The organism is Zunongwangia atlantica 22II14-10F7 (assembly GCF_002094855.1).
Classification (GTDB): Bacteria; Bacteroidota; Bacteroidia; order Flavobacteriales; family Flavobacteriaceae; genus Zunongwangia; species Zunongwangia atlantica.
Map to the genome: position 1 here is coordinate 53,397 of NZ_ARYN01000009.1, position 23,002 is coordinate 76,398.

General features: G+C 36.2%; 20 protein-coding genes and 1 tRNA gene. 13 read left to right on the plus strand and 8 right to left on the minus strand.

The genetic code is table 11. From position 1 onward, the window contains the following. Positions 1 to 3: 3 nt before the first annotated feature. A complete protein-coding gene (locus IIF7_RS10845) occupies positions 4 to 1,278 on the plus strand; it encodes an adenylosuccinate synthase (RefSeq protein WP_084841717.1) in 1,275 nt (424 codons plus the stop codon). Between the two features lie 83 nt (positions 1,279 to 1,361). Here the strand turns inward: IIF7_RS10845 and IIF7_RS10850 are convergent, their stop codons facing one another. Then, entirely contained in the window at positions 1,362 to 2,204 is an 843-nt protein-coding gene (locus tag IIF7_RS10850) for a ferritin-like domain-containing protein (protein ID WP_084841718.1), read from the minus strand. Between the two features lie 25 nt (positions 2,205 to 2,229). Continuing rightward, positions 2,230 to 3,009: a ferritin-like domain-containing protein gene (locus IIF7_RS10855; RefSeq protein ID WP_084841719.1), complete on the minus strand. Its 780-nt coding sequence runs from the start codon at positions 3,007 to 3,009 to the stop codon at positions 2,230 to 2,232. Between the two features lie 259 nt (positions 3,010 to 3,268). On the opposite strand from IIF7_RS10855, the gene IIF7_RS10860 reads away from it, so the two are divergent. The 7 genes from IIF7_RS10860 (at position 3,269) to IIF7_RS10890 (ending at position 12,790) form a co-directional block, all read left to right on the plus strand. Continuing rightward, entirely contained in the window at positions 3,269 to 5,107 is a 1,839-nt protein-coding gene (locus tag IIF7_RS10860; protein ID WP_176218936.1) for an OstA-like protein, read from the plus strand. Further along, positions 5,100 to 6,287 (plus strand): aspartate aminotransferase family protein, encoded by a 1,188-nt coding sequence (locus IIF7_RS10865; protein WP_084841720.1) that lies wholly within the window; start codon positions 5,100 to 5,102, stop codon positions 6,285 to 6,287. The genes IIF7_RS10860 and IIF7_RS10865 overlap by 8 nt, the downstream gene beginning before the upstream one ends. Positions 6,288 to 6,386: 99 nt before the next feature. Next, positions 6,387 to 7,784 (plus strand): tetratricopeptide repeat protein, encoded by a 1,398-nt coding sequence (locus IIF7_RS10870; RefSeq protein ID WP_084841721.1) that lies wholly within the window; start codon positions 6,387 to 6,389, stop codon positions 7,782 to 7,784. A gap of 37 nt (positions 7,785 to 7,821) precedes the next feature. After that, positions 7,822 to 8,760 carry a DUF368 domain-containing protein gene (locus tag IIF7_RS10875; protein ID WP_084841722.1) on the plus strand — a complete coding sequence of 313 codons (939 nt, stop codon included), beginning with the start codon at positions 7,822 to 7,824 and terminating at the stop codon, positions 8,758 to 8,760. Next, on the plus strand, positions 8,747 to 9,787 hold the full coding sequence (locus IIF7_RS10880) for a DUF368 domain-containing protein (RefSeq protein WP_084841723.1): 1,041 nt from the start codon (positions 8,747 to 8,749) through the stop codon (positions 9,785 to 9,787). Before IIF7_RS10875 ends, IIF7_RS10880 begins: the two co-directional genes overlap by 14 nt. Positions 9,788 to 9,856: 69 nt before the next feature. Continuing rightward, positions 9,857 to 10,588 carry a shikimate dehydrogenase family protein gene (locus tag IIF7_RS10885; RefSeq protein WP_084841724.1) on the plus strand — a complete coding sequence of 244 codons (732 nt, stop codon included), beginning with the start codon at positions 9,857 to 9,859 and terminating at the stop codon, positions 10,586 to 10,588. A gap of 117 nt (positions 10,589 to 10,705) precedes the next feature. Continuing rightward, entirely contained in the window at positions 10,706 to 12,790 is a 2,085-nt protein-coding gene (locus IIF7_RS10890) for a DUF349 domain-containing protein (RefSeq protein ID WP_084841725.1), read from the plus strand. Between the two features lie 75 nt (positions 12,791 to 12,865). On the opposite strand, the gene mazG is transcribed toward IIF7_RS10890, so the two are convergent. The 6 genes from mazG to IIF7_RS10920 form a co-directional block, all read right to left on the minus strand. Continuing rightward, positions 12,866 to 13,639: a nucleoside triphosphate pyrophosphohydrolase gene (gene mazG / locus IIF7_RS10895; protein ID WP_084841726.1), complete on the minus strand. Its 774-nt coding sequence runs from the start codon at positions 13,637 to 13,639 to the stop codon at positions 12,866 to 12,868. A 62-nt stretch (positions 13,640 to 13,701) separates the two neighbouring features. Next, positions 13,702 to 14,163 (minus strand): hypothetical protein, encoded by a 462-nt coding sequence (locus IIF7_RS10900; RefSeq protein WP_084841727.1) that lies wholly within the window; start codon positions 14,161 to 14,163, stop codon positions 13,702 to 13,704. Between the two features lie 264 nt (positions 14,164 to 14,427). After that, a complete protein-coding gene (locus IIF7_RS10905) occupies positions 14,428 to 14,688 on the minus strand; it encodes a hypothetical protein (protein ID WP_084841728.1) in 261 nt (86 codons plus the stop codon). Between the two features lie 129 nt (positions 14,689 to 14,817). Beyond that, positions 14,818 to 14,893: transfer RNA gene (locus IIF7_RS10910), tRNA-His, on the minus strand. A gap of 61 nt (positions 14,894 to 14,954) precedes the next feature. Further along, entirely contained in the window at positions 14,955 to 15,671 is a 717-nt protein-coding gene (bshB1, locus tag IIF7_RS10915) for a bacillithiol biosynthesis deacetylase BshB1 (RefSeq protein ID WP_084841855.1), read from the minus strand. A 45-nt stretch (positions 15,672 to 15,716) separates the two neighbouring features. Then, the gene (locus tag IIF7_RS10920; RefSeq protein WP_084841729.1) at positions 15,717 to 16,868 is read right to left on the minus strand and encodes a trans-sulfuration enzyme family protein; all 1,152 of its coding nucleotides are present in this window, start codon (positions 16,866 to 16,868) and stop codon (positions 15,717 to 15,719) included. 237 nt (positions 16,869 to 17,105) lie between these two features. On the opposite strand from IIF7_RS10920, the gene IIF7_RS10925 reads away from it, so the two are divergent. The 5 genes from IIF7_RS10925 (at position 17,106) to IIF7_RS10945 (ending at position 22,920) form a co-directional block, all read left to right on the plus strand. Further along, positions 17,106 to 18,845 carry a thiamine pyrophosphate-dependent enzyme gene (locus tag IIF7_RS10925; protein WP_084841730.1) on the plus strand — a complete coding sequence of 580 codons (1,740 nt, stop codon included), beginning with the start codon at positions 17,106 to 17,108 and terminating at the stop codon, positions 18,843 to 18,845. A gap of 204 nt (positions 18,846 to 19,049) precedes the next feature. Next, positions 19,050 to 20,102, plus strand: coding sequence for an NAD(P)-dependent alcohol dehydrogenase (locus IIF7_RS10930; RefSeq protein WP_084841856.1), 1,053 nt, complete (start codon positions 19,050 to 19,052; stop codon positions 20,100 to 20,102). 127 nt (positions 20,103 to 20,229) lie between these two features. Continuing rightward, positions 20,230 to 20,607, plus strand: a complete 378-nt coding sequence (locus IIF7_RS10935) for a PH domain-containing protein (protein ID WP_084841731.1) — start codon at positions 20,230 to 20,232, stop codon at positions 20,605 to 20,607. A gap of 55 nt (positions 20,608 to 20,662) precedes the next feature. Further along, a complete protein-coding gene (gene hutI / locus IIF7_RS10940) occupies positions 20,663 to 21,901 on the plus strand; it encodes an imidazolonepropionase (RefSeq protein ID WP_084841732.1) in 1,239 nt (412 codons plus the stop codon). Further along, entirely contained in the window at positions 21,901 to 22,920 is a 1,020-nt protein-coding gene (locus IIF7_RS10945; protein WP_084841733.1) for a formimidoylglutamase, read from the plus strand. The genes hutI and IIF7_RS10945 overlap by 1 nt, the downstream gene beginning before the upstream one ends. Positions 22,921 to 23,002: the final 82 nt, after the last annotated feature.

Here is a 23,002-nt window from a genome sequence, read left to right on the forward strand (position 1 = left end):
TTCATGGCGGTAGATTTACTACTCGGGCTTCAATGGGGTGACGAAGGCAAAGGAAAAATTGTCGATGTTTTCACTTCAAAATATGATATTATTGCACGTTTTCAGGGCGGTCCTAATGCAGGCCATACGCTAGAATTCGACGGGCAAAAACACGTATTACATACAATCCCTTCAGGAATTTTTCACGAAAACACTGTAAACCTTGTAGGTAACGGCGTAGTGATAGATCCTGTAATTTTTAAAAGAGAATTAGACAATCTTGCAAAACATAATGTAGATTATAAAAGCAAGTTGGTAATCTCTAGAAAAGCACATTTAATCTTACCAACACATCGCTTATTAGATGCAGCTTCAGAAGCTTCTAAAGGTAAAGCAAAAATTGGTTCTACTCTTAAAGGTATTGGCCCAACTTATATGGACAAAACCGGAAGAAACGGAATTAGAGTTGGAGATTTAGAATTAGACGATTTTAAAGATCGCTATCAGGCGCTTGTAGATAAACACGTAAAAATGATCGATTTTTACGACGTAGATGTACAGTATGATCTTTGCGAATTAGAGAAAGAATTCTTTGACGCGGTTAAAGCTTTAAAATCACTTAAGTTTATTGATAGTGAAGAATATTTACAACAAGCGCAAGCCGAAGGTAAAACTATTCTTGCTGAAGGTGCACAGGGATCATTATTAGATATCGATTTTGGTACTTATCCTTTTGTAACTTCATCAAACACTACAGCCGCCGGTGCATGTACAGGTCTTGGTGTTTCTCCTAGACAAATTGGCGAAGCTTTTGGTATTTTTAAAGCATACACAACTCGTGTAGGTAGCGGGCCATTCCCAACCGAACTTTTTGATGAAGATGGTGAAACTATGGGACGTGTAGGTAACGAATTTGGAGCAACTACCGGAAGACCAAGACGTTGTGGATGGTTAGACCTTGTAGCCCTTAAATATGCGGTTCAGGTTAATGGTATCACTCAGTTAATTATGATGAAAGGTGATGTTTTAAGCGGTTTTGATACTTTAAAAGTTTGTACTGCTTATAATTATCGCGGTGAAGAAATTAAGCATCTTCCATATAATATTGAAGAGCAAAATGTTTCTCCTGTTTATACTGAATTAAAAGGATGGTCTGCAGATCTTACCGGAATGACTGAAGCTTCACAACTTCCAAAAGAGTTTAACGATTACGTAGACTTTTTAGAAAAAGAACTAAATGTTCCTATTTCTGTAGTTTCTGTTGGTCCAGATAGAACACAAACTATTACAAGAAAATAGATCGAAATTATCGATTTTTAATACTAAAAAAGGCTGTTGAAAAACAGCCTTTTTTTCTTAATCTATATGGAAAGAACGAAACACTAGGATTCGTTTACGATAAATAAACTTGCAATAGCACTAGCTGTTTCTCCCGTCATTGGCTCGTCAAAAGCCTGAGTAACGGCAGCGGTAACATCTCCAACAATTGGTGAATTACCATAATTGTAACCTACAAGATCTATCCCTGCCTGAGAAGTTACTTCTTCACCAGTATATACATCCTGAGTAACTGCTGGCATTCCATCTCCTCTTTCGCTTCCAGAAATCCATCCTTTAAGACCTCTAATTCTTCTAATTTCTGAAGCGTGCTTAGCCTCTACAGAATGAATTTGAAGCGCAGGCTCTAAATATGGAGTTCCCATTAAAGCTCCTGCCTGGCCTTTATATGCTCTAACGCCTGTATCTTCAAAAGCCTGTGCTAAAACTAACAATTGCGCTCTACTTGTTTCCATAGGTGTGTCTCCTTCATTAAAAGGATCAAATGCACCACCGGCAGTAAAATCGAAGGTTGGAGAATCTATAGAATCTTCAGCTAAAGCAGCTATTAGAAAGTCTACGTGTGCCGACTCATGCTTAGAAATTTGCATAAAAGCAGTTTCTGATCTAGATCCTCCTTCAAGAACTCCAGACTCTAAAGCTTTCAAGTAAAATTCGGCTTCTAAATATTCTAAGGTTAGTGCTAATTGCAGCGGCCCAACATGATCAAAAAACATTGATGTTGCAGCAGTAGCTTTTGTGCTTTTTGAAGCTAATCCAAAAGGTACGGCAGCGATGGCTGCTTTTTTACCAAAAGAGCTTAATGTTCCAAACATGTCTCTTCTGGATGATTTTTTATTCATTAAATTTTCAGAAGAAAATTCATTTAACATCTTTATAATACTCATAATTTTTTCGTTTTAAGTTAGTAGTTTACGATTCGTGCTGTGGTGCTGGTAAATTGTTTGCTGTAAATGGTGTTGCCACAACATTTAAATCTACCACTGCAGAGTAGATATCTGCTGGATCTGCAGCTGGATCTAAACCATTATCATCGATAACATCATCTCCTGCAAAATCTGCAGAATTTACATTTAGTAAAGATCTAATTGCTGAAGCATGTCTGGCTTCTACAGATACTATTTTCCCGGCAATTACTAAATAATCTGCCAGTTCGATACGATCTCCTGCTCCGTTATAAGCACTTACACCTGTATCCTCTAATAACATCGCGGTTGCTAAAACGCTTTCACGACTATCTATATCTATACCGGCTCCTTCTAAATCGAATTCAAGATCGGGCAACATAGCTTCAGGAGTGTCTGCTGTTGCAGCTCCAATCGCTGTTCTAAAAAATTCACGATGAATCACTTCATGATTATAAAGATCGTCGAATAGCTCCTGCTCTTCAGCAGGTGCACCTGCATAATATGCCCCAGATCTTACCGCTGTATAAAATGCGGCTTCAAGCTGCTCTAAGGCGTAAGCATAATTTAAAATTCCTAAATCTCCGCTTCCAAGGTCAAAAACCTCTGGATCTGGATCTGGTTCCGGTTCTGGTTCCATTCCGGGATTAAAATCATCGTCTTCACTACAAGCGTATAAAAGTGTAGATCCTGCAAAGGCAAGGCTACTCATCTTGATAAATCTTCTACGGGAGCTTCCAGATCCTTTATTGTCCTGAAATTCCAACTTCACTACTGGTTTTTTCATAATTAAATCTTATTAGTTTACACTAAACATACGGAGCGAAATACGCTATGGTTTTAATACAATCGTTAATGTTTTATTAAAGCCATTTTCAAAAACCTAATAATTCCCAATTTTTTGAAAGATTTATTAATCATTAAGAAATCATTTCAGCTTGTTTAATATCAAAAAATGAAATATTTTGAATTTCAAACGTTATCATAACTACAAAAGTCATTCTAAGCGATCCAATCATTTTCGCTATTTTTGCACAAATTTTTGAATGTTGAGAAATCTCCTTTATATATTATTTTTACTTATTAGCATAAGCTTAGCACACGCACAGGAAACTGGCCGAAAAATAGATTATGAAAATGATCGCCAGTATCGTGATGAAGAAAGATATCCTGGCGCATTGGTAATGAGTAAAGTAAATAATCAGGTTCATTTTATTCATCAGGGAATTGAAGTTTGGTGCAATAATGCAGTTTTTTATGAAAGTGATAATTTCTTTAAGGCTTATGGGGAAGTTAGAATGAAACAGGGCGATACCGTAAGCATGAACAGTGATTATGCTGAATATAATGGTAATACTCAATTTGCATTTGCCAGCGGAAAAGTAAAAATGGAACGCCCACAAACTACTTTAGAAACAGACACCTTGTTTTTTGACCGGATAAAACAGGAAGCTTATTACAGAAGCGGTGGTAAAGTGACCGATACAGCTAGTGTACTTACCAGCACCATTGGAAGATATTTTTTTGAAGAAGACAAATACACCTTCTTATCGAATGTAAAAATAACAAACCCAGATTATATTGTTAATTCAGATCATATAGATTTTTATTCTGAAAGCGGACATGCCTATCTATACGGCCCCTCTACCATCGAAGGTGAAGAAAGTACCGTGTATTGCGAACGTGGTTTCTACGATACCCGCGGTGACACAGGATACTTTGTAAAAAATTCTAAGATCGATTATGATAATCGAACTGTTCTAGGAGATAGTCTCTTTTTTGACCGGAACAAAAGTTTCGCTTCAGCTACCAATAATATTCAGGTTATTGATACGGCAAATGATAGTAAAGTCACGGGGCACTATGCCGAAGTTTTTAGAGAAAAAGATTCGGTTATTATTACAAAATGGCCTGTTGCTGCAAGCCTTCAGAATCAAGATTCATTATTTATACACAGTGATACACTGCTGGTTACCGGAAAACCAGAAAATAGAATTTTACGTGGCTTTTACGACGTAAGAATGTATAAAACTGATATGAGCGGTAAAAGTGATTCTATCTTTGTGAACCAAAGAGATGGAATTACCAAGCTTATCAATATAAACCCGGGCGAAAACTCACCAACTTCAGTAAAACGAAATCCCGTGTTATGGTCTGGATTCAACCAAATGACGGGAGATACCATTCAAATTATAAGTAATAAGGAAACCGAACAACTAGATAGTTTAAAAGTTTATAATAATGCGTTTCTTATTAATAAGGACAGTATAGATGGTTATAACCAGATTAAAGGACAAATTCTAATAGGTTTATTTGAAGAAAATGAGCTGTACAAAGTTGATATTGATAAAAATACAGAGACTTTATATTACAGCAGAACAGAAAATAGCGACCTTATTGGAATTAGTAAAACCCTTTCCAGTAGAATTGAGGTGTACTTTAAAGAACGGGAAATTGAAGATGTCTACTATTACCAAGCTGTTGATGGTGACTTAAAACCCGAGGAGCAGGTATTAAAAAGCAATAGAACGCTGCAAGGTTTTAATTGGCGTGGCGACGAAAGATTAGAAAAAAAACAGGATTTGTTTAAAGGAAAAGAACCACCTGAACTGGTAAAGATACAGGGTATCCCTTTACCCCAACAAATTGAAAATTTCTTTGAAGAACGTGAAGACGGAGATATGTTGTTAAATGAAAACTCGAGATTAAAACCACAAGATTTAAAAGATAAAGTTCAGGATAGTATTCCTAGCGTACAACCTATGATTCCAGAAGGAGTTAAGGTAGATCCTAATTCGATTACACCATCTGAAGCAAAAACTAACGCAACTAAAAAAGAAAAAGACAGTCTGCAAACCCCAAAAGCCACTTTAAAAATTGAATAAGGATTTTATACAATATCAGGCACAAACATCACTACACCCTTTAGGTTTAGAAGTTATCGATGCCAAAGGATCTTACATTTACACATCAGATGGAGAAAAACACCTGGATTTTGTAGCTGGTGTTTCAGCAACAAGTTTAGGACATTGTCATCCTACTGTGATTAAGGCCATAAAAGAACAGGCAGATAAATATTTGCACGTTATGGTTTACGGGGAATATGCACAAGCTCCGGCAGTAGAATTCTCGAAGCTTTTAGCACAAAATCTTCCAGATCCTTTAAATAAAGTTTACCTGGTAAATTCGGGTACCGAGGCTATTGAAGGCTCCTTAAAACTTGCCAGGCGCGCCACCGGAAGAACAGAAATCCTGGCGGCTAAAAATGCCTATCATGGTAATACGATGGGTTCTTTAAGTTTGATGAATTTTGAAGAACGCCAAAAACCATTTAGACCATTAATTGGGGATATCGATTTTATCGAGTTTAATAACGCCGATGATTTAAACCGAATTACAGAAAAAACTGCTGCGGTTATTTTAGAAACCATTCAGGGCGGCGGCGGATTTATTCAGCCAAAAAATAATTATCTCAAAAAAGTGAAAGCCCGTTGCGAGGCTGTAGGCGCTTTACTAATATTAGATGAAATTCAGCCTGGTTTTGGAAGAACAGGAAAGTTGTTCGGTTTTGAAAATTATGAAGTTGTTCCAGATATTTTAGCAATTGGTAAAGGAATGGGCGGTGGTTTACCTGTTGGAGCTTTTGTTGCTTCAGAAGAACTAATGGATTTACTTTCAGACAATCCAAAAATGGGACATATTACCACTTTTGGCGGAAATCCTTTAGTGGCAGCTGCCTGTCATGCCACTTTAAGAACCATTCTGGAAACTGAATTAATGGCAGCCACTCTAGAAAAAGAAAAACGCTTCAGAGAATTGCTGGTTCACCCATTAATTTCAGAAGTAAGAGGAAAAGGCTTAATGCTTGCAGCCATTGTGAATTCTGAAGAAATCGCCAACAACGTGATCTTAGATTGTAAAGAAAAAGGACTAATTTTATTCTGGCTTTTATTCGAAAAAAGAGCCGTAAGAATTACCCCGCCACTCACAATTTCTATGGAAGAAATAGAAGAAGGATGTGGCATTATAATTGACGTTCTAAACAAAATAAAAAATAAAGCTTAGGTTGTTGATTACTTTGTTAACAACAATTAAAGCGTCTATGATACTTGGTTAAATCCTTTTTTAACTTTAGTAATGTAGAAATCCAGTAACAACTTGCTTATGCAGTTAAGTCATAACGAAGATAACAATTTCTCACTTTCCCGTTTCGAATCTATGTTAAAGACCAATGATGTATTGTTCTTTGATTCGAATGAATTCGAAAATATTATTCATCATTATCTAGAAATAGGAAAGATAAATCTAGCTAAGAAGGCTGTAAAATTAGGCCTTTCTCAGCACCCATCATCAATCAACCTTAAACTTCTTAAAGTTGAAATTCTTGTTTTTGAAGATAAATTAGATCTAGCTGATGGTTTGTTAGCCGAAGTACAGGATCTAGAAGCCAATAACGAAGAAGTTTATATTCAGAAGGCACAAATCTTCTCAAAACGTGACGAGCATCATAAGGCTATTAATGTTTTAGAACTGGCTTTAGATGTGACAGATGAAGCTGCAGAAATCTACTCGATGATTGGGATGGAATATCTTTTTCTTGAAGATTTCGAGAATGCCAAGATCAATTTTATGAATTGTCTTGAAGCCGATGAAGAAGATTACTCTGCCCTTTACAATGTGATGTATTGCTTCGATTTTCTTGGTGAAAAAGAAGAAGCTATCGAATATTTAAACATGTATTTGGATAAAAATCCATATTGTGAAGTTGCATGGCATCAGGTAGGTAAACAATATTTTGATCTAAAAGACTATAAAAAAGCACTTACAGCTTTCGATTTTGCCATTATAAGTGATGAGTATTTTATTGGTGCTTATCTTGAAAAAGGAAAAGTACTGGAAAAACTGGAACGTTATGTTGAAGCTATCGAAAACTATAATGTTACTTTAGAATTGGACGATCCAACTTCTTTTGCATATTTAAGAATTGGGAAATGTTTCGAAAAGTTGGGTAATGATAAACTAGCTTTATCTAATTTTGAAAAAACAGTTCATGAAGATCCTCTTTTAGACAAAGGCTGGATTGCGATTACCGATTTTTATATCAAAAAGAAAAACTTCAAAAAAGCACTGTACTATATCAATAAAGCAATTAATATAGACGAAGAAAATGTGCTTTACTGGAAACGTTATGCAAAAATCAACAATCGCTTAAATTTAAACCGAGAAGCTGAGCGTGGTTATCGTAAAACCTTAGATCTTGGAAATTACGAATTAGAAACCTGGATTAGACGTTGCGATATTTTAATAAATCTTGCTGAATGGGAAACCGCAGTACAAAATTTATTGCAGGCTAACGAATTTTATCCTGGTATCGCTGAAATCGAATATCGTTTAAGTGGTTTATATTTTATGTTGAATAGTCCAGATCTTGCCTATAAACACCTTGAAAAAGGTTTAAAAGCTGATGCTGAATATTATATCATTATCGAAGAACTTTTTCCCGAAATTTTTAAAAGAAAAAGTGTTAAACAATTAATAGATTCTTACCAAAAGGCTTCGTAGTAATTTCCTAACTTTGGGCGAATCTAATTTTTAGGATATGCAAAGAAGCTTACGAGAATACCTTAGCATTACGTTAAAAGGTATGGCTATGGGAGCCGCAGATGTTGTACCCGGTGTATCGGGAGGAACTATCGCTTTTATTTCAGGAATTTATGAAGAATTGATCTCCACCATAAGTGGTGTAGATCTGTCTCTTTTAAAAACCTGGAAAAATGAAGGTTTTAAAGCAATGTGGCTTCAGCTTAATGGCGGCTTTATTGTCTCTCTTTTCTTAGGCATTCTTATTAGCATATTTACTTTAATGCGACTGGCAAATTATTTACTGGTAAATCATCCAGTATTAATCTGGTCGTTTTTCTTTGGTTTGGTTTTAGCCAGTATCTGGTATGTGGCCAGGCAAATTCCTAACTGGAATTTTAAAATCGTTTTAGGATTAATCATTGGCGCTGCCGTTGCACTTTACATTACCTCACTGCCTCCCATGGGAAGCTCAGATAGCATGCTATTTATGTTTATCGCAGGTGCGGTTGCAGTTTGTGCAATGATTTTACCAGGAATTTCAGGTGCATTTATTTTGGTACTTTTAGGTGCTTATCGCCCGGTAACAGAAGCTGCCCATAATTTTGACTTTAAGATTATAGCAATTGTTGGATTAGGTGCTGTTTTTGGGTTACTTAGCTTTTCTAAAATCCTAAAATGGCTTTTTACCCATTACACCAGCATTACTTTAGCTGTTTTAACCGGTTTTATTGCTGGTTCTCTAAATAAAATCTGGCCCTGGAAAAAAGTACTGGAAGTAGCTAAATTTGATGATAAAGAAATCGTAATCAACGAAACTTCTGTTTTACCGTGGAATTTTGAGGGTGATTCTCAATTATTGTTTTCTGTTGTGCTGATGTTAGCAGGATTCGGACTCATTTTTCTTCTGGAAAGTTTGGCAAGCAACCAACCTGAAGAATCTAATGCAACAAACTAGAACACTAACAGATAAACTTTTCCTTATCCTAAAAGGATTAGCCATGGGAGCTGCCAATAAAGTTCCTGGGGTTTCTGGTGGTGTTGTGGCCTTTGTGGCCGGTTTTTACGAAGAATTTATCTATTCCCTTCAAAAAATAAACCTTAAAGCAGGTAAGCTTTTAATAGCGGGAAGATTCCGTAGCCTTTATCATTACGTAAACGGTAAATTCTTAGGACTTTTAATCCTGGGAATGCTTATTAGTTACTTTAGTGTTTCCAAGTTACTAGATTATCTTATTGTTCATTACGAGCTTTATGTTTGGTCTGCTTTTTTTGGAATGATCGTAGGATCTATCTATTACATTAGTAAAGATTTTGACGAATGGAGCCGGCGAAGTATTTTATTTGTTACGTTAGGAATTATTTTTGGTGTAGCCATTAGTATGCTAGAACCTGCACGCGAAAATGATAATTTATGGTTTGTTTTTTTCTGCGGAATGATTGGCGTTTCTGGCATGACGCTTCCTGGACTTAGCGGTTCTTTTATTCTTATTTTATTGGGAAATTATGTGTTATTACTGGTCGATTCGGTTAACGCATTGTACGATACCATGGCCGATATTTTAAGTTTAGACTTCAGCTTTACTTCTAACCAGGCCAGGATGCATTTACTACAGGTAATGATCATTTTTGCCTTAGGATCACTGGCAGGTTTGGTTTCGCTTTCTCATTTACTGGGATTTGTACTTAAAAACTACAAAAAAGATACTTTTGCTACTATTATTGGTTTTATAACAGGGTCCCTGGGGGTTGTTTGGCCCTGGAAAACCAAAACTTATAAAACAAATGATGCCGGTAATTTTTTACTTGATAGCCACGGAGATAAGATTATAGATAATTACAATAGATTTTTTCCAGATTTCACAAATAGCGAAACCTATTTGGCGATATTCTTTATTTTGGTAGGTATTTTTATTGTTCTTGGCCTCGCTTTTTACGAGAAAAGAGAACACGCCAAAAAGACAAAAAAAAGAGCTGGGATATAATAATCCTAGCTAAAAATGAGTGATTTCGAAGAAAAAATCATGTAATAAACACTCAAAAGAGACCAAAAAATGAAAAAATTCGGACTTTTAGGAAAAAACATCTCCTATTCATTTTCAAGAAAATACTTCAACGAGAAATTTGAAAAAGAAAAAATTAATGCTGAATATGTCAATTTTGATATTCCTGAAATTACCGATTTTCCATTAATTATCACTAAAAACCCTACACTTTCAGGAATGAACGTTACCATTCCTTATAAACTGGAAGTGATGAAGTTTTTAGAAGATCTTTCTGAAGATGCTAAAGCAATTGAAGCGGTAAATGTTATTAAGTTTGAAAATGGCGGTAAACTTATTGGCCATAATACCGATTTTATAGGTTTTAGAGACTCTTTAAAACCTCATCTTAGACCTCAGCACACGCATGCTCTTATTTTGGGTACCGGCGGTGCATCTAAAGCGGTGGCTTATGCCTTAAAAACACTTGGTATTTCATACAAATTCGTATCCAGATCACCTTTAGAAGATCAGTTTTCCTATTCAGATTTAAACGAAGAAATTATTCAGAAATATTCTTTAATAATAAACACTACGCCTTTGGGTACATTTCCCGATATCGAAAACTGTCCAGATATCCCTTACCAGTTTATTACAAAAAATCATCTTGTTTTCGATTTAATTTATAACCCATCTGAAACAAAATTTATGAGTAACAGTAAGAAAGGGGGGGCTACTGCTATAAATGGCAATAAAATGCTCCAATTACAGGCGGAAGCAGCATGGTTGATATGGAATTCTTAAAGATTTGATGTTTTTCGTTCTTATCTTGTCATAAAAAATTGGGTTTGCTTGCCCAATTTTCGTGTAGTTGTTATCTTTCAGCTTTAATAACCATGCAGAACTTTAACATTGAAAGATATGTCTCAATCAGATAACGAAAACAAGAAAGAAGAACTTTCTAAAAAAGATACTCCTGAAACTTCTGAAGCCACTCAGAATACGGAGACGTCTACAGAAAGTACAACAGAGGAAAAGAAGGTAGCAGAATCTTTTTCGGAAGAGGTTGAGAATCCAGAAGCTACGACCAACGAGCTTGAAGAAGCTATGGTAGCCGAATCTACTTTCGTTCAGGAAACTGAAGACCAGAAAAAAGCAAACGCTGAAGATACCAACGAAGATGATGATGAGGATCATGAAGATGCCATTATCGAAGAGCATAAAAAAGGAGTAGACGATTCTCTTGCCGAGGATAGTGAAGATGAAAGCGCTACAGAGCGCCACACCATTCCTAAAAAAGATTACCATTCGATGAGCAAAGAGCAACTAACAGATGAGTTAGAGCGATTGCTGAAGAATGAAAAAGTACAGGCAATTAAAGAACACGTTATTGAAATTAGGACCGAATTTAATGCGAAATTCGACGAAGAATTAGAGGAAAAGAAAGAAGATTTTCTTGCCGAAGGTGGTAATATTATCGACTTCCACTACTCTACTCCGCTAAAAAACCGTTTCAATTCGTTGTATTTTGATTATCGCGAAAAAAGAAACAAATACTACCAGCAATTAAAGCAGGATTTAAACGCTAATCTTAGCAAACGCCTGGAGATCATTGAAGAATTAAAAGGTTTACTTGATGTTGAAGAAAACATTAACACCACTTATAACCACTTTAAAGAAATTCAGGACAAATGGCGTACTGCCGGCCCAATCCCTCGTGATAAGTATAACAATGTTTGGAATACCTATCATCACCATGTAGAGAATTTCTATGATTTTCTACACCTAAATCGTGAGTTTAGGGATATGGACTTTAAGCACAATTTAGATCAAAAACTTAAGGTAATAGACCGTGCTGAAGAATTAGCGCAAGAGCAGGATGTAAATCGTGCATTTAGGGAGCTACAAATGCTTCATAAAATGTGGAAAGAAGAATTAGGCCCTGTAGCTAAAGAATATCGTGAAGAAATTTGGGAGCGTTTTAGTAACGCCACTAAGGTAATTCACGATCGTCGCCAGGATTATTTCGAAAATCTGGATAAGGAATTCGAGAAAAACTGGGAGAAGAAACAGCAAATTATCGAAAAGATTCGAGAAATTGCAGATCAGGACTTCAGCAGCCACAACAAATGGCAACAAAAAATTAAAGAGATCGAAGCCTTGCGTGAAGAGTTCTTTAAAGCCGGGAAAGTACCAAGAAGTAAGAACGAAGAAACCTGGGCAGATTTTAAAGAAACAGTAAGACGTTTTAACCGCAAGAAAAATGCATTTTATAAGAATCTTAAAAAACAGCAATACGATAATCTTGAAAAGAAAAAAGAACTAATCCAAATTGCTGAAGACAATAAGGATAGTGATGATTTTAAAACCATCACCCCTCTTATGAAAAAGATTCAGCTGGATTGGAAGAAAATAGGTCATGTACCTAGAAAAGATAGTGATAAGGTTTGGAAGCAATTTAAAGCCGCCTGTAACTATTATTTTGATCGCCTGCATGAGAACCGCAGTGAAGAGAATAAAGAAGAAATGGACGCTTTTGGAAAGAAAAAAGATCTTCTTGATAAAATTCGTTCTTTCGAGCATTCAGGAAATAAAGAAGAGGACCTTAAAACCATTAAATCTTTTATTGCTGATTGGAAAACTATTGGTAGAGTTCCGTTTAACAAGCGTTTTATTGAAGGAAAGTTTAACAAAGTTCTGGATCAGTTATTCAAAAAACTGGATGTAAATCGTACAAAAGCAGAAATGCTGAAATATGAAAATAAAATCCAGGCACTTAATGACGCCGATGATGACAATAAAATTAGAAATGAACACTTTTTCCTTTCTAAGAAAATTGAAGAAACACAGGCTGAAATTAGACAATTAGAGAACAATTTACAGTTCTTCTCTAACGTAGATGACGACAATCCTTTGGTACAGGAAGTACACAAAAATATAGACGATCATAAAGCTCAGCTTAAAGTTTGGCGAGAAAAACTGAAAAAAGTAAAATCACTTTACTAGATTTTATTAAAAGTACAGCATAAAAAAACCGTCGATTAATAATCGACGGTTTTTTTATTTAAAGACTATTCTAATCTATAAATTCTTCGCTTCGTTCCAATACACATCCATTTCAGTAAGGCTCATATCTTTTAGGGCTTTATTGTTTTCAGCAGCTTTTTCTTCAAGATATTTAAAACGACTTATAAATTTCTTATTGGTGCGTTCTAAAGCGTTTTCAGGATTAATTTTTAGGAAGCGGGCATAATTGATCATCGAGAACATAACATCACCAAATTCGGCTTCCATTTTATCTTTATCCGCCTTATCGATCTCTTCCTGCAACTCACCTAACTCCTCCTGCAACTTTTCGAATACCTGCTTAGGCTCTTCCCAGTCGAATCCAACTCCGGCAACCTTATCCTGAATCCTACTCGCTTTAACCAATGCTGGCAACGATCTTGGAACGCCTTCCAAGACACTTTTCTTTCCTTCTTTTAACTTTAAGTTCTCCCAGTTCTTTTTTACATCCTCTTCATTTTCAACCTTAACATCACCATAAATATGAGGATGTCTGGAAATTAATTTTTCACAAATTCCGTTAGCCACATCAGCAATATCAAAATCATTTGTTTCGCTACCTATCTTTGCGTAAAAAACAAGGTGCAACAGGAGATCTCCCAGTTCTTTTCTTACCTCATCAATATCCTTATCTAAAATGGCATCACCAAGTTCGTAAGTTTCTTCTATCGTAAGATGCCGCAAACTTTCCATGGTTTGTTTACGATCCCAGGGACATTGCTCCCTAAGTTCGTCCATTATTGTAAGTAGTCTATCAAAGGCTTTTAGCTGATCTTCTCTGGAATTCATTGTATTTTTTTAAAAGACCAAAATACGATATTCACTTTAGGAAGACCAGAAACAGCTAAGAATTATAATTTCCTAAATTTATAAGAACACCCTTCTATACAAATAGGACCTTTATAAGTAGGAAAATAGATCAAATGATTATCATTTAAAAGTTCTATTCCCCAGTACGATTTATTCTCTGGATATATACTTTGATCTACTTCACAATCGTAACTGAGTTCGATCATTTTTATATCATCATTATAAGGATGTAGCAATATTTGATAAGTACCCGTATCACAATTGTTATAGTGCTGCTTAAATGTTCCATCATCAAAAAACTCGATTATTCGATCCTCTGTTTGAGGTCTCCATTCAGCTTCAGAACCTCCTGTATTTATTTTTGATTCTATATGCTTCCACTTGCCAATAATGGCATCGTTAGTTATCGCCACCAAGGGTAAACTCTCTAATTCCTCTTCTTCGTTATCGCAAGCAACAAAAGCAATTAGACACACTAAAATTAAAAGTAAATATTTCTTCATAGCATATTGGTTTATAACAAGATGCTAAAAACACAAAAAGGTTGCTTAAAAAATATGTTTAAAACTATAGAATATCGACTTTACATAAAGTAAGAAGGATGATGCGAAAACATCATCCTTCTTGTGGCTATAAACAACTTTTTAAATGAAGTGCGGTAGCTCCGCATACCATTAAAAGTTATATTGATAACCACTAAATTTGTATAATATTATATTCGAAACCGTAAACTTTCATAAAAGGGTGTTTTCCCCCTTTTAGCAAGGTTAAAGTGCGTAAAGATTGAATTTAGGATATGCAGAAACTGAGTAATTGTTAGAGTTGCACATCTCTTCGTATTCTTCTTCTGTAGGCATTTCAAAATCTTCAAAGTAACCAGAGAACAATTCTAACTCGGCATAACTATTTAAAATTATTACAAGACTTTCAAATTTAGGCAAGGGAAAAGAAAATTCAAGCTTTGCTTCAACTTTTTCGTGAGCATCAAGAAAAGCTTCAATACGCCTAATCTTATTTCTTGTTATCATTCAGGTTTAGTTAGAAAAGCTAAATGTAAAAAATATTAACATTCACTAAAAAATTCGATTTGCTAAAATTTAGTGAAAATTGCATAAAAATAAAAAACCCTGCTTAAAAAAGCAGGGTTTCACAAATAAGGGTGGAAGACCGGGTTCGAACCGGCGACCTCTGGAACCACAATCCAGCGCTCTAACCAGCTGAGCTACATCCACCATTTCAAATTGCGGTTGCAAATGTAAACTATTTAAACAATTCCGCAAAGAAAAATTTTCATTTAAATTAAATCAAATATCGAATCTACTGCTACATAGCGTTCTACGGTATAACCTTCAGCATATTCAGTATTGATAATTCGGCCTAAATCACGTGCTCTATAGATTACACTATCAAAAAAGTTGTTACTGGATATAGGTGTATTAGGCTCGTCGCTATTAGGATCGTAAAACTGACTTCGATAAGCTTTTACAGATTCCATCTTCTTTTCCATATAACCAGTAACATCTACTACTACATCTGGCTCGATATTTTTCCACTGGATATAATGAAATACCTGCTTAGGCCTCCAGGCTTCCTGCGTCTCTCCATTTAAACTGGTTTCAATACGACGCAGGCCACTTAAAAAGCAAGCATCGCTTACCAATTTAGATCCACGACCATGATCAATATGACGATCGTCTATGGCATTACAAAAAACAATCTCTGGTTTATACTTTCTTATAATTTTTATGATCTCTAGCTGATGTGCTTTATCATTAATAAAAAATCCATCTGCAAAACTTAGATTTTCACGTGCATGTACTCCCAGTATTTTTGCTGCATCTAAAGCTTCCTGATCTCTAATTTCTGCAGTTCCCCTGGTTCCTAATTCTCCTCTTGTTAAATCTAGAATTCCTACCTTTTTACCTCTGTCTATTTCCTTGGCCAAAGTAGCCGAGCAACTAAGCTCTACATCATCTGGATGTGCCCCAACGGCCAAAATATCTAACTTTATCATTTTTCTATTTCAATTATTGCAATAAGGTTTCCCTTTTTATTTTTAGCTAATCGCTTTTAATGCCTGCTCGATATCTGCTATTAAATCTTCTGATTCTTCTATACCTACAGAGAATCTTAACAATCCGTCTTTAATTCCCTGTTTTGCTCTTTCCTCAGGAGTTAATAAACCGTGTGAGGTTTTTGAAGGCGATAAAATGGTACTTTCTACTCCCGCTAAGCTCATCGAAGATTTTATCAATTTTAATTTTTTCTGAAATACTTCAGCATCCAAACTTTCAATAAGTTCAAAAGAAAGCATCCCTCCAAAACCTTTCATCTGCGATTTCGCCAATTCGTGATCTGGATGAGATTTTAAGCCCGGATAATACACCTTAGCAACCAGATCGTTTTCATATAAATATTCAGCAAGAACCTGTGCGTTTTCATTTTGAGCTTTAACACGAAGTCCCATCGTTTTTAAACTTCTCTCCAAAAGCCAAACCGTATAGTCACTTAAATTACCGCCAAGATTCTTAGCCATTTGAAAAACAGTTTCGATCTTTTCTTCTGAAGCAATTACTACTCCCGCAAGAATATCACTATGCCCACCCATATATTTTGTTGCTGAATGGATCACAATATCGACCCCTAAATCTATTGGATTTTGATTTACCGGTGAAGCAAATGTATTATCGATCATACTTACCAAACCTTTGTTTTTCGCTAAATTGGCCACAGCTTTAACATCGGTAATGGTAAGCAAGGGATTCGAAGGAGTTTCGATATAAATTACCTTCGTATTTTCTCTAATCTCGGATTCAAACGCAGCGGGACTGGCATCTTTTGTAAAACTGTACTCGATCTTAAACTTATCGAATTCTTCAGTAATTAAATTACTGGTTCCACCGTACAATGTATTTTGAAGTACCACGTGATCTCCCGTTTGAACATGAGAAAGCAAAGCGGTACTCACTGCTGCCATTCCGCTGCCAAAAATCAGTGCAGCCTCTCCATGTTCTAAAGCTGCCATCTTTTTAGCTAAAGCAACCTGATTTGGGGTATTAAAATATCGCGGATATCGTTTTACCTCAACATCTTCAAAAGCATACGATGTTGCCATATAAAGTGGCGAAACTGCTCCTTTAAATTGTGTATCTTCTAATTCGCCGGCATGCGTACAAATGGTATTAATGCCTTTATATTCTTTTTCCATAAACTTCTGTCCTATTATGGCGACTAATTTAAGAAGTTATGCTTGTAATTACTATAGATTAAACGGCTTTCTATCTCCACTCAATACCCAAACCTCTTAGCGATATCGATTAAGCCTTAAAAACTCTCCAAATTTTATAAGTTTATTAGGATTTCTATTCTTCGCTTTACCACCTGTTTAACAACTATAACTGTGCAATAGCAGTACCTTTAAGACGCTTAAAGAAAAAGAAAAATTATGGGAAGAACAGTTGCAGACCTTTTGGTAAAAATGCTTGTTGAAGCCGGTGTTAAACGTGTTTACGCCGTGACAGGCGATAGTCTTAACCCTGTTAACGATGCTGTGCGCCGTGACGGGAGATTGCAATGGATTCATGTACGGCATGAAGAAGCTGGTGCTTACGCAGCTTCGATGGATGCCGAGTTAGACGGAATAGGTTGTTGCATGGGAAGTAGTGGCCCGGGACATGTTCATTTGGTAAACGGACTTTATGATGCCAACCGATCTGGAAATCCTGTGATCGCAATTGCATCGACGGTAGAAACCACAAAACTAGGTACTGAAAATTTTCAGGAAACCAATGTGACAAAGTTATTTGACGACTGTAGTAAATATTGCTTTATGGCAAACACTCCGGCTCAGGCAGCACATGGATTCCAAAGTGCGATTCAGCATGCTATCCATCAAAAAGGTGTGGGTGTTGTAGGCTTACCTGGTGATGTGGCTTCAGCAGATGCTACTCACATTACCACTTCAGAACAAAACTATTTTACCAGCTCTAAACTACAACCGGGGGATTCAGAATTAAAAACACTCGCTAAAGTAATTAACGAGAATAAAAAAGTAATGCTTTACTGTGGGCATGGCTGTAAGGATGCTCAGGATGAAGTAATGCAGCTTGCTAAAAAATTAAATGCACCTATAGGTTTTAGCTTCCGCGGAAAAATATATTTTGATAAAGAAAATAATCCCTATGCGGTTGGATTAAATGGATTGTTAGGAACAAAGTCTGGGTTTAAAGCAATGCATGAAGCTGATGCTTTAGTGCTTTTAGGTACCGATTTCCCTTATACTAATTTCCTTCCTGAAAAAAATACCATTATCCAGATCGATGAAAAGCCAGAACGAATAGGGCGTCGTGCCAAAGTGAATTTTGGCTATCACGGTAAGATAAAAGATACCTTAGAAGCTCTTCTTCCGCTCATAGAAACTAAAATTGAAACCAAGTTTTTAGAAGAGATGAGGAAAATTCATCAGGAAGTTGAAGAAAAATATTGCAGCTATGTTTTAGCTAAAGGAGAAGATAAAAAAATTCATCCTGAATATGTGGCTGCGATAATCGATGAAATTGCTACAAACGATGCGATTTTTACTGTAGATACAGGGATGAGCGCAGTTTGGGCGGCTCGTTATCTAAAAGGAAAGAAAAACCGCTATTTAACCGGTTCGTTTAATCATGGATCGATGGCTAACGCAATGCCTATGGCCATTGGTGCAGGTTTAGGACATCCAGATCGCCAGGTGATCGCACTTTGTGGTGACGGCGGAATTTCCATGCTTTTGGGAGATTTAATGACGATTAGCCAATATAACATTCCGGCTAAAATTATCATTTTTAATAATGCTTCTTTAGGAATGGTTAAATTAGAAATGCAGGTTGAAGGTTACCCAGAATGGCAAACCGATATGGTAAATCCAGATTTTGCTCTAGTGGCTAAAGCTATGAATATCCATAGCTGGGTAGTTGAAGATCCCAAAGATGTAAAAAAGGCACTATCTGAAGCCTTTGCTCATGATGGGCCGGCTGTGGTAAACATCTTTACAGATCCAGATGCTCTTGCGATGCCACCAGAAATCAATTTCGAACAAATTAAGGGTTTTGCAAAAACAATGGGTAAAATGATGCTTAATGGAAAAACAGCTGAAGTTATCGATACCGCGAAATCTGACATGAAATACCTTAAAGAGATTTTCTAAACGCAAACTATCTCGGGGGCAAGCTCACGAGGTATTAGTTGGAAAAAATTTTTTAATTTCAAGGCAAGCCTCAGGGTATTATTCCCTTTGGCGGTGCCAAAAAAAATTGACCCAGGTTAAGAAGTTCAGTTAAAAATGAGTTAAATGCAACGTGCACGATTTACTTGCACAACAATTCAGTTAATTTGGCAGAAAAGTGAAAATATGAATAGTACAGAAGTTAAAGCATTTGGTGCAAAAACAAATACAGCAGATCTAGAACAACTGCAAATAAATCGTCGTGAAGCTCTTGCAGACGATGTTGAAATCGATATTTTATATTGCGGTGTTTGCCATAGTGACATTCATACCGTTAGAAATGATTGGGGTGGTTCTAAATATCCAGTTGTACCAGGTCATGAAATTATTGGACGAGTAATTAGCGTTGGAGAAAATGTTTCAAAATTTAAAGAAGGACAACTTGTAGGGGTTGGATGTATGGTAGATTCCTGCCAGCATTGCCAGTCTTGTAAAGATGGTTTAGAGCAATACTGTGAAAACGGAATGGTTGGAACTTACAATGGTAAGGACGAACATCTTGGTGGCCACACTTTTGGTGGATATTCTGAAAAAATTGTTGTTGACCAAAAATTTGTTTTAAACGTTCCTGAAAATTTAGATACTAAAGGTGTAGCTCCGCTTCTTTGTGCTGGGATTACAACCTGGTCTCCTCTAAGAAACTGGAATGTAAAAGAAGGCGACAAAGTAGGTGTAATTGGTCTTGGCGGTCTTGGGCATATGGGAATTAAATTTGCGCATGCTTTAGGTGCAAAAGTGGTTATGATCACTACTTCTCCTGGTAAAAGTGAGGATGCTAAAAGATTAGGCGCAGACGAGGTTTTGATCTCTAAAGATGAAGAACAAATGGCTGAACATGCAGGAAGTTTTGATTTTTTACTAAATACAGTTCCTGTTAAGCACGACATTAATCCATATATCGGGTTATTAAAAAGAGATGCAACAATGGTGTTAGTTGGTGCTATAGAACCATTAGAATTCCATGGTGGCGGATTGATTATGGGAAGAAAAAGTGTTGCCGGTTCTTTAATTGGTGGAATTAAAGAAACGCAGGAAATGTTAGATTTCTGTGGTGAGCACGATATAGTTTCAGATATCGAAATGATCGATATGCAAAACATCAACGAGGCTTACGATCGTGTAACCAGTAACGATGTAAAATACCGTTTTGTAATCGATATGCAATCGCTTAAAAACTAATTTGTGTTTGGGTATCGAATTAAGATTCGATAAAATATAACAAAGATTTATAAAACTGCCTTTAAGTTGTGATCTTCGGATTTGTAACTTATTGGCAGTTTTTTTATTCATTAAATTCAAATAAATCATGAGCATATTTTCATCATTATTAGGTAATGCGGGAGCCATAAGCAAAGAAAAATTAGAAGAGAAATATCACAAACTACTAATCCCTTCAGAAACCATTGAAGCTGGATTCAAACTTGTTCGGGATACTTTTATTTTCACTAATAAAAGACTAATTCTGGTAGACATTCAGGGTTTAACAGGTAAGAAAACTGAATATTTCTCGGTTACCTACAAAAGTATTTCCCGCTTTAGTGTTGAAACCGCCGGTAGTTTTGATCTGGATGCCGAACTAAAGATCTGGATCTCTGGAGAGCAACATCCATCAATCTGCAAAAAGTTTAATACCAGTGTAGATATTTATGAAGTACAGAAGATTTTAGCGGCTTTCGTGCTATAATTTTATTTCCTTACAACCTTTTTATCTTCGCTTCAAACCACCATTTATTATTACCATGAAAACGCTTTTCAAAAACATCAAAGAACTCTTACAAATTCGTGATCCTGAAATCAAAAAAGTTTCTGGCCAGCAAATGAAGGAATTGCCTTCTATTAAAAATGCCTGGCTACTTATCGAAAATGACAGGATTTTAGATTTTGGAGCGATGGAAAATCTTCCTGATATTGATGCTGAAGAAATTATTGATGCTACCGGAAAAATAATGTTGCCGTCATGGTGCGATTCTCATACGCATATTGTTTATGCCGGTAACCGCGAACAAGAATTTGCAGATCGTATAAATGGCTTACCATACGAAGAAATTGCAAATCGTGGTGGCGGAATATTAAATAGTGCAAAAACTTTACAGGAAACTCCAGAGGATGAAGTTTACCAACAATCGGCTGCACGTTTAGAGGAAGTAATGAAACTGGGAACGGGAGCGGTAGAAATTAAATCTGGATACGGACTTACCGAAAAAGGCGAATTAAAAATGCTTCGGGTAATTAATAAGCTTCAGGAAAATTATGACATCCCTATAAAATCTACTTTTCTGGGAGCGCATGCGATTCCGAAGGAATACAAAAGCGAACCACCAAAATATATGGATTTGGTGATCAATGAGATCTTACCAAAAGTGGCCGGGCAAAAATTAGCGGAATACATCGATATTTTTTGCGAGAAAGGATATTTTTCTGTCAAGGATACGCATCAGCTTTTAAGCGCAGCGAAAAAATATGGTATGAAACCTAAAATTCACGTAAACCAGTTTAATTCGATTGGCGGAATTAAAGCCGGTGTAGATCATAAAGCGCTAAGTGTAGATCATTTAGAAATGATGACAGATGAGGATATCGAAGCCTTAAAAAATACTGAAACCATGCCGGTTGCACTTCCCTCCTGCTCTTTGTTTTTGGGGATTCCGTATACGCCGGCACGTAAAATTTTAGATGCTGAATTACCCATTGCGCTTGCAACAGATTTTAATCCCGGCAGTACGCCTAGCGGGAATATGAATCTTGTGCTTTCCCTGGCTTGTATTAAAATGAAAATGACTCCGGAAGAAGCCATAAACGCAGCCACCATCAACGGTGCTTATGCGATGGAATTGAGTGATCAGGTTGGAAGCATCACCAAAGGAAAAAAGGCGAATTTAATTATGACCAAAGAAATCCCGTCTTATACCTTTCTTCCTTATGCCTTTGGAAGCAACAATATCGATACAGTTTTTGTAAACGGAAAAGCACTCGACTAATGCAACATATTCAGTTTTATAATTTTGAAGATATTCAGTATAAAATTGCTACTCGTGAAGGCGAAACCAAATTTGGCGAGAAAATTGGTTTTGTAAAAAGTACTGCGGAATTATCGAATCTGAAACAAAAGTATATCCTCCTGGGAATTCCTGAAGATATTGGCATTCGCGCAAATTACGGCAAACCCGGAGCCGCAAAAGCCTGGGATGCTTTTCTAAATTCGTTTTTAAATATTCAGGTAAATGAATACACTTATCCTTCCAATATTGCAATTTTAGGGGAATTAGCTGTAAAAGATTTGATGGACAGTGCATCGAAATTCGATAAAAACAGCCCAGATTTTTATACAAAATTAGGAGAATTAGTCGAAGAAATAGATCAACGATTATCGCCAGTTGTTGAAGCTATCCTTGCTGCCGAAAAAACACCAATTATTATTGGTGGCGGCCATAATAACGCCTACGGAAATATAAAAGGAAGCGCAAAAGCACTAAAATCGGCCATAAATGTACTGAATATCGATGCGCATACCGATTTACGACAGCTGGAACATCGCCACAGCGGAAACGGCTTCAGTTTTGCGAAATCTGAAGGTTTTCTACATCGCTATTTCATTTTTGGATTGCATCAAAATTATACACCACAATATATTTTTGATCAAATAAAGGAAGACGAAAATATCGAATTTCAGCTTTTTGAATATTTAATGTGGAAAGATTCAAATTTCTTTCAAAAATCGCTAAAATCGGCTGCAGATTTTGTGGCTAAAGAGGCATTCGGACTCGAAATTGATTGCGACAGCATTAAAGATTTTCCCAGCAGTGCGCAAACGCCATCTGGCATTCAGCTTGAAGAAATAAGAAGTTTCCTTAAAACCTACAATTTCAGCAATTGTAAATACCTGCATTTATGCGAAGCGGCTCCTTCCGTAGAAAATTCAGGACAGGTTGGTAAAGCACTAAGCTATTTGGTTTCAGATTTTATTTCCGAAGAAAAAATCATAGAATTAAAAATGTAGCAAAAATCTACTTTTTATCTAGTAGTTTTCTTTTAATTATAATAGGAAAAGAATATCTTTTTTCTTCTAAATAGACTTAATC

Coding starts and splice junctions, on each gene's coding strand:
- IIF7_RS10845 (WP_084841717.1), top strand. CDS start 4: ATGGCGGTAGATTTACTACTCGGGCTTCAATGGGGTGACGAAGGCAAA.
- IIF7_RS10850 (WP_084841718.1), bottom strand. CDS start 2,204: ATGAGTATTATAAAGATGTTAAATGAATTTTCTTCTGAAAATTTAATG.
- IIF7_RS10855 (WP_084841719.1), bottom strand. CDS start 3,009: ATGAAAAAACCAGTAGTGAAGTTGGAATTTCAGGACAATAAAGGATCT.
- IIF7_RS10860 (WP_176218936.1), top strand. CDS start 3,269: ATGTTGAGAAATCTCCTTTATATATTATTTTTACTTATTAGCATAAGC.
- IIF7_RS10870 (WP_084841721.1), top strand. CDS start 6,387: ATGCAGTTAAGTCATAACGAAGATAACAATTTCTCACTTTCCCGTTTC.
- IIF7_RS10875 (WP_084841722.1), top strand. CDS start 7,822: ATGCAAAGAAGCTTACGAGAATACCTTAGCATTACGTTAAAAGGTATG.
- IIF7_RS10880 (WP_084841723.1), top strand. CDS start 8,747: ATGCAACAAACTAGAACACTAACAGATAAACTTTTCCTTATCCTAAAA.
- IIF7_RS10885 (WP_084841724.1), top strand. CDS start 9,857: ATGAAAAAATTCGGACTTTTAGGAAAAAACATCTCCTATTCATTTTCA.
- IIF7_RS10890 (WP_084841725.1), top strand. CDS start 10,706: ATGTCTCAATCAGATAACGAAAACAAGAAAGAAGAACTTTCTAAAAAA.
- mazG (WP_084841726.1), bottom strand. CDS start 13,639: ATGAATTCCAGAGAAGATCAGCTAAAAGCCTTTGATAGACTACTTACA.
- IIF7_RS10900 (WP_084841727.1), bottom strand. CDS start 14,163: ATGAAGAAATATTTACTTTTAATTTTAGTGTGTCTAATTGCTTTTGTT.
- IIF7_RS10905 (WP_084841728.1), bottom strand. CDS start 14,688: ATGATAACAAGAAATAAGATTAGGCGTATTGAAGCTTTTCTTGATGCT.
- IIF7_RS10920 (WP_084841729.1), bottom strand. CDS start 16,868: ATGGAAAAAGAATATAAAGGCATTAATACCATTTGTACGCATGCCGGC.
- IIF7_RS10925 (WP_084841730.1), top strand. CDS start 17,106: ATGGGAAGAACAGTTGCAGACCTTTTGGTAAAAATGCTTGTTGAAGCC.
- IIF7_RS10930 (WP_084841856.1), top strand. CDS start 19,050: ATGAATAGTACAGAAGTTAAAGCATTTGGTGCAAAAACAAATACAGCA.
- IIF7_RS10935 (WP_084841731.1), top strand. CDS start 20,230: ATGAGCATATTTTCATCATTATTAGGTAATGCGGGAGCCATAAGCAAA.
- hutI (WP_084841732.1), top strand. CDS start 20,663: ATGAAAACGCTTTTCAAAAACATCAAAGAACTCTTACAAATTCGTGAT.
- IIF7_RS10945 (WP_084841733.1), top strand. CDS start 21,901: ATGCAACATATTCAGTTTTATAATTTTGAAGATATTCAGTATAAAATT.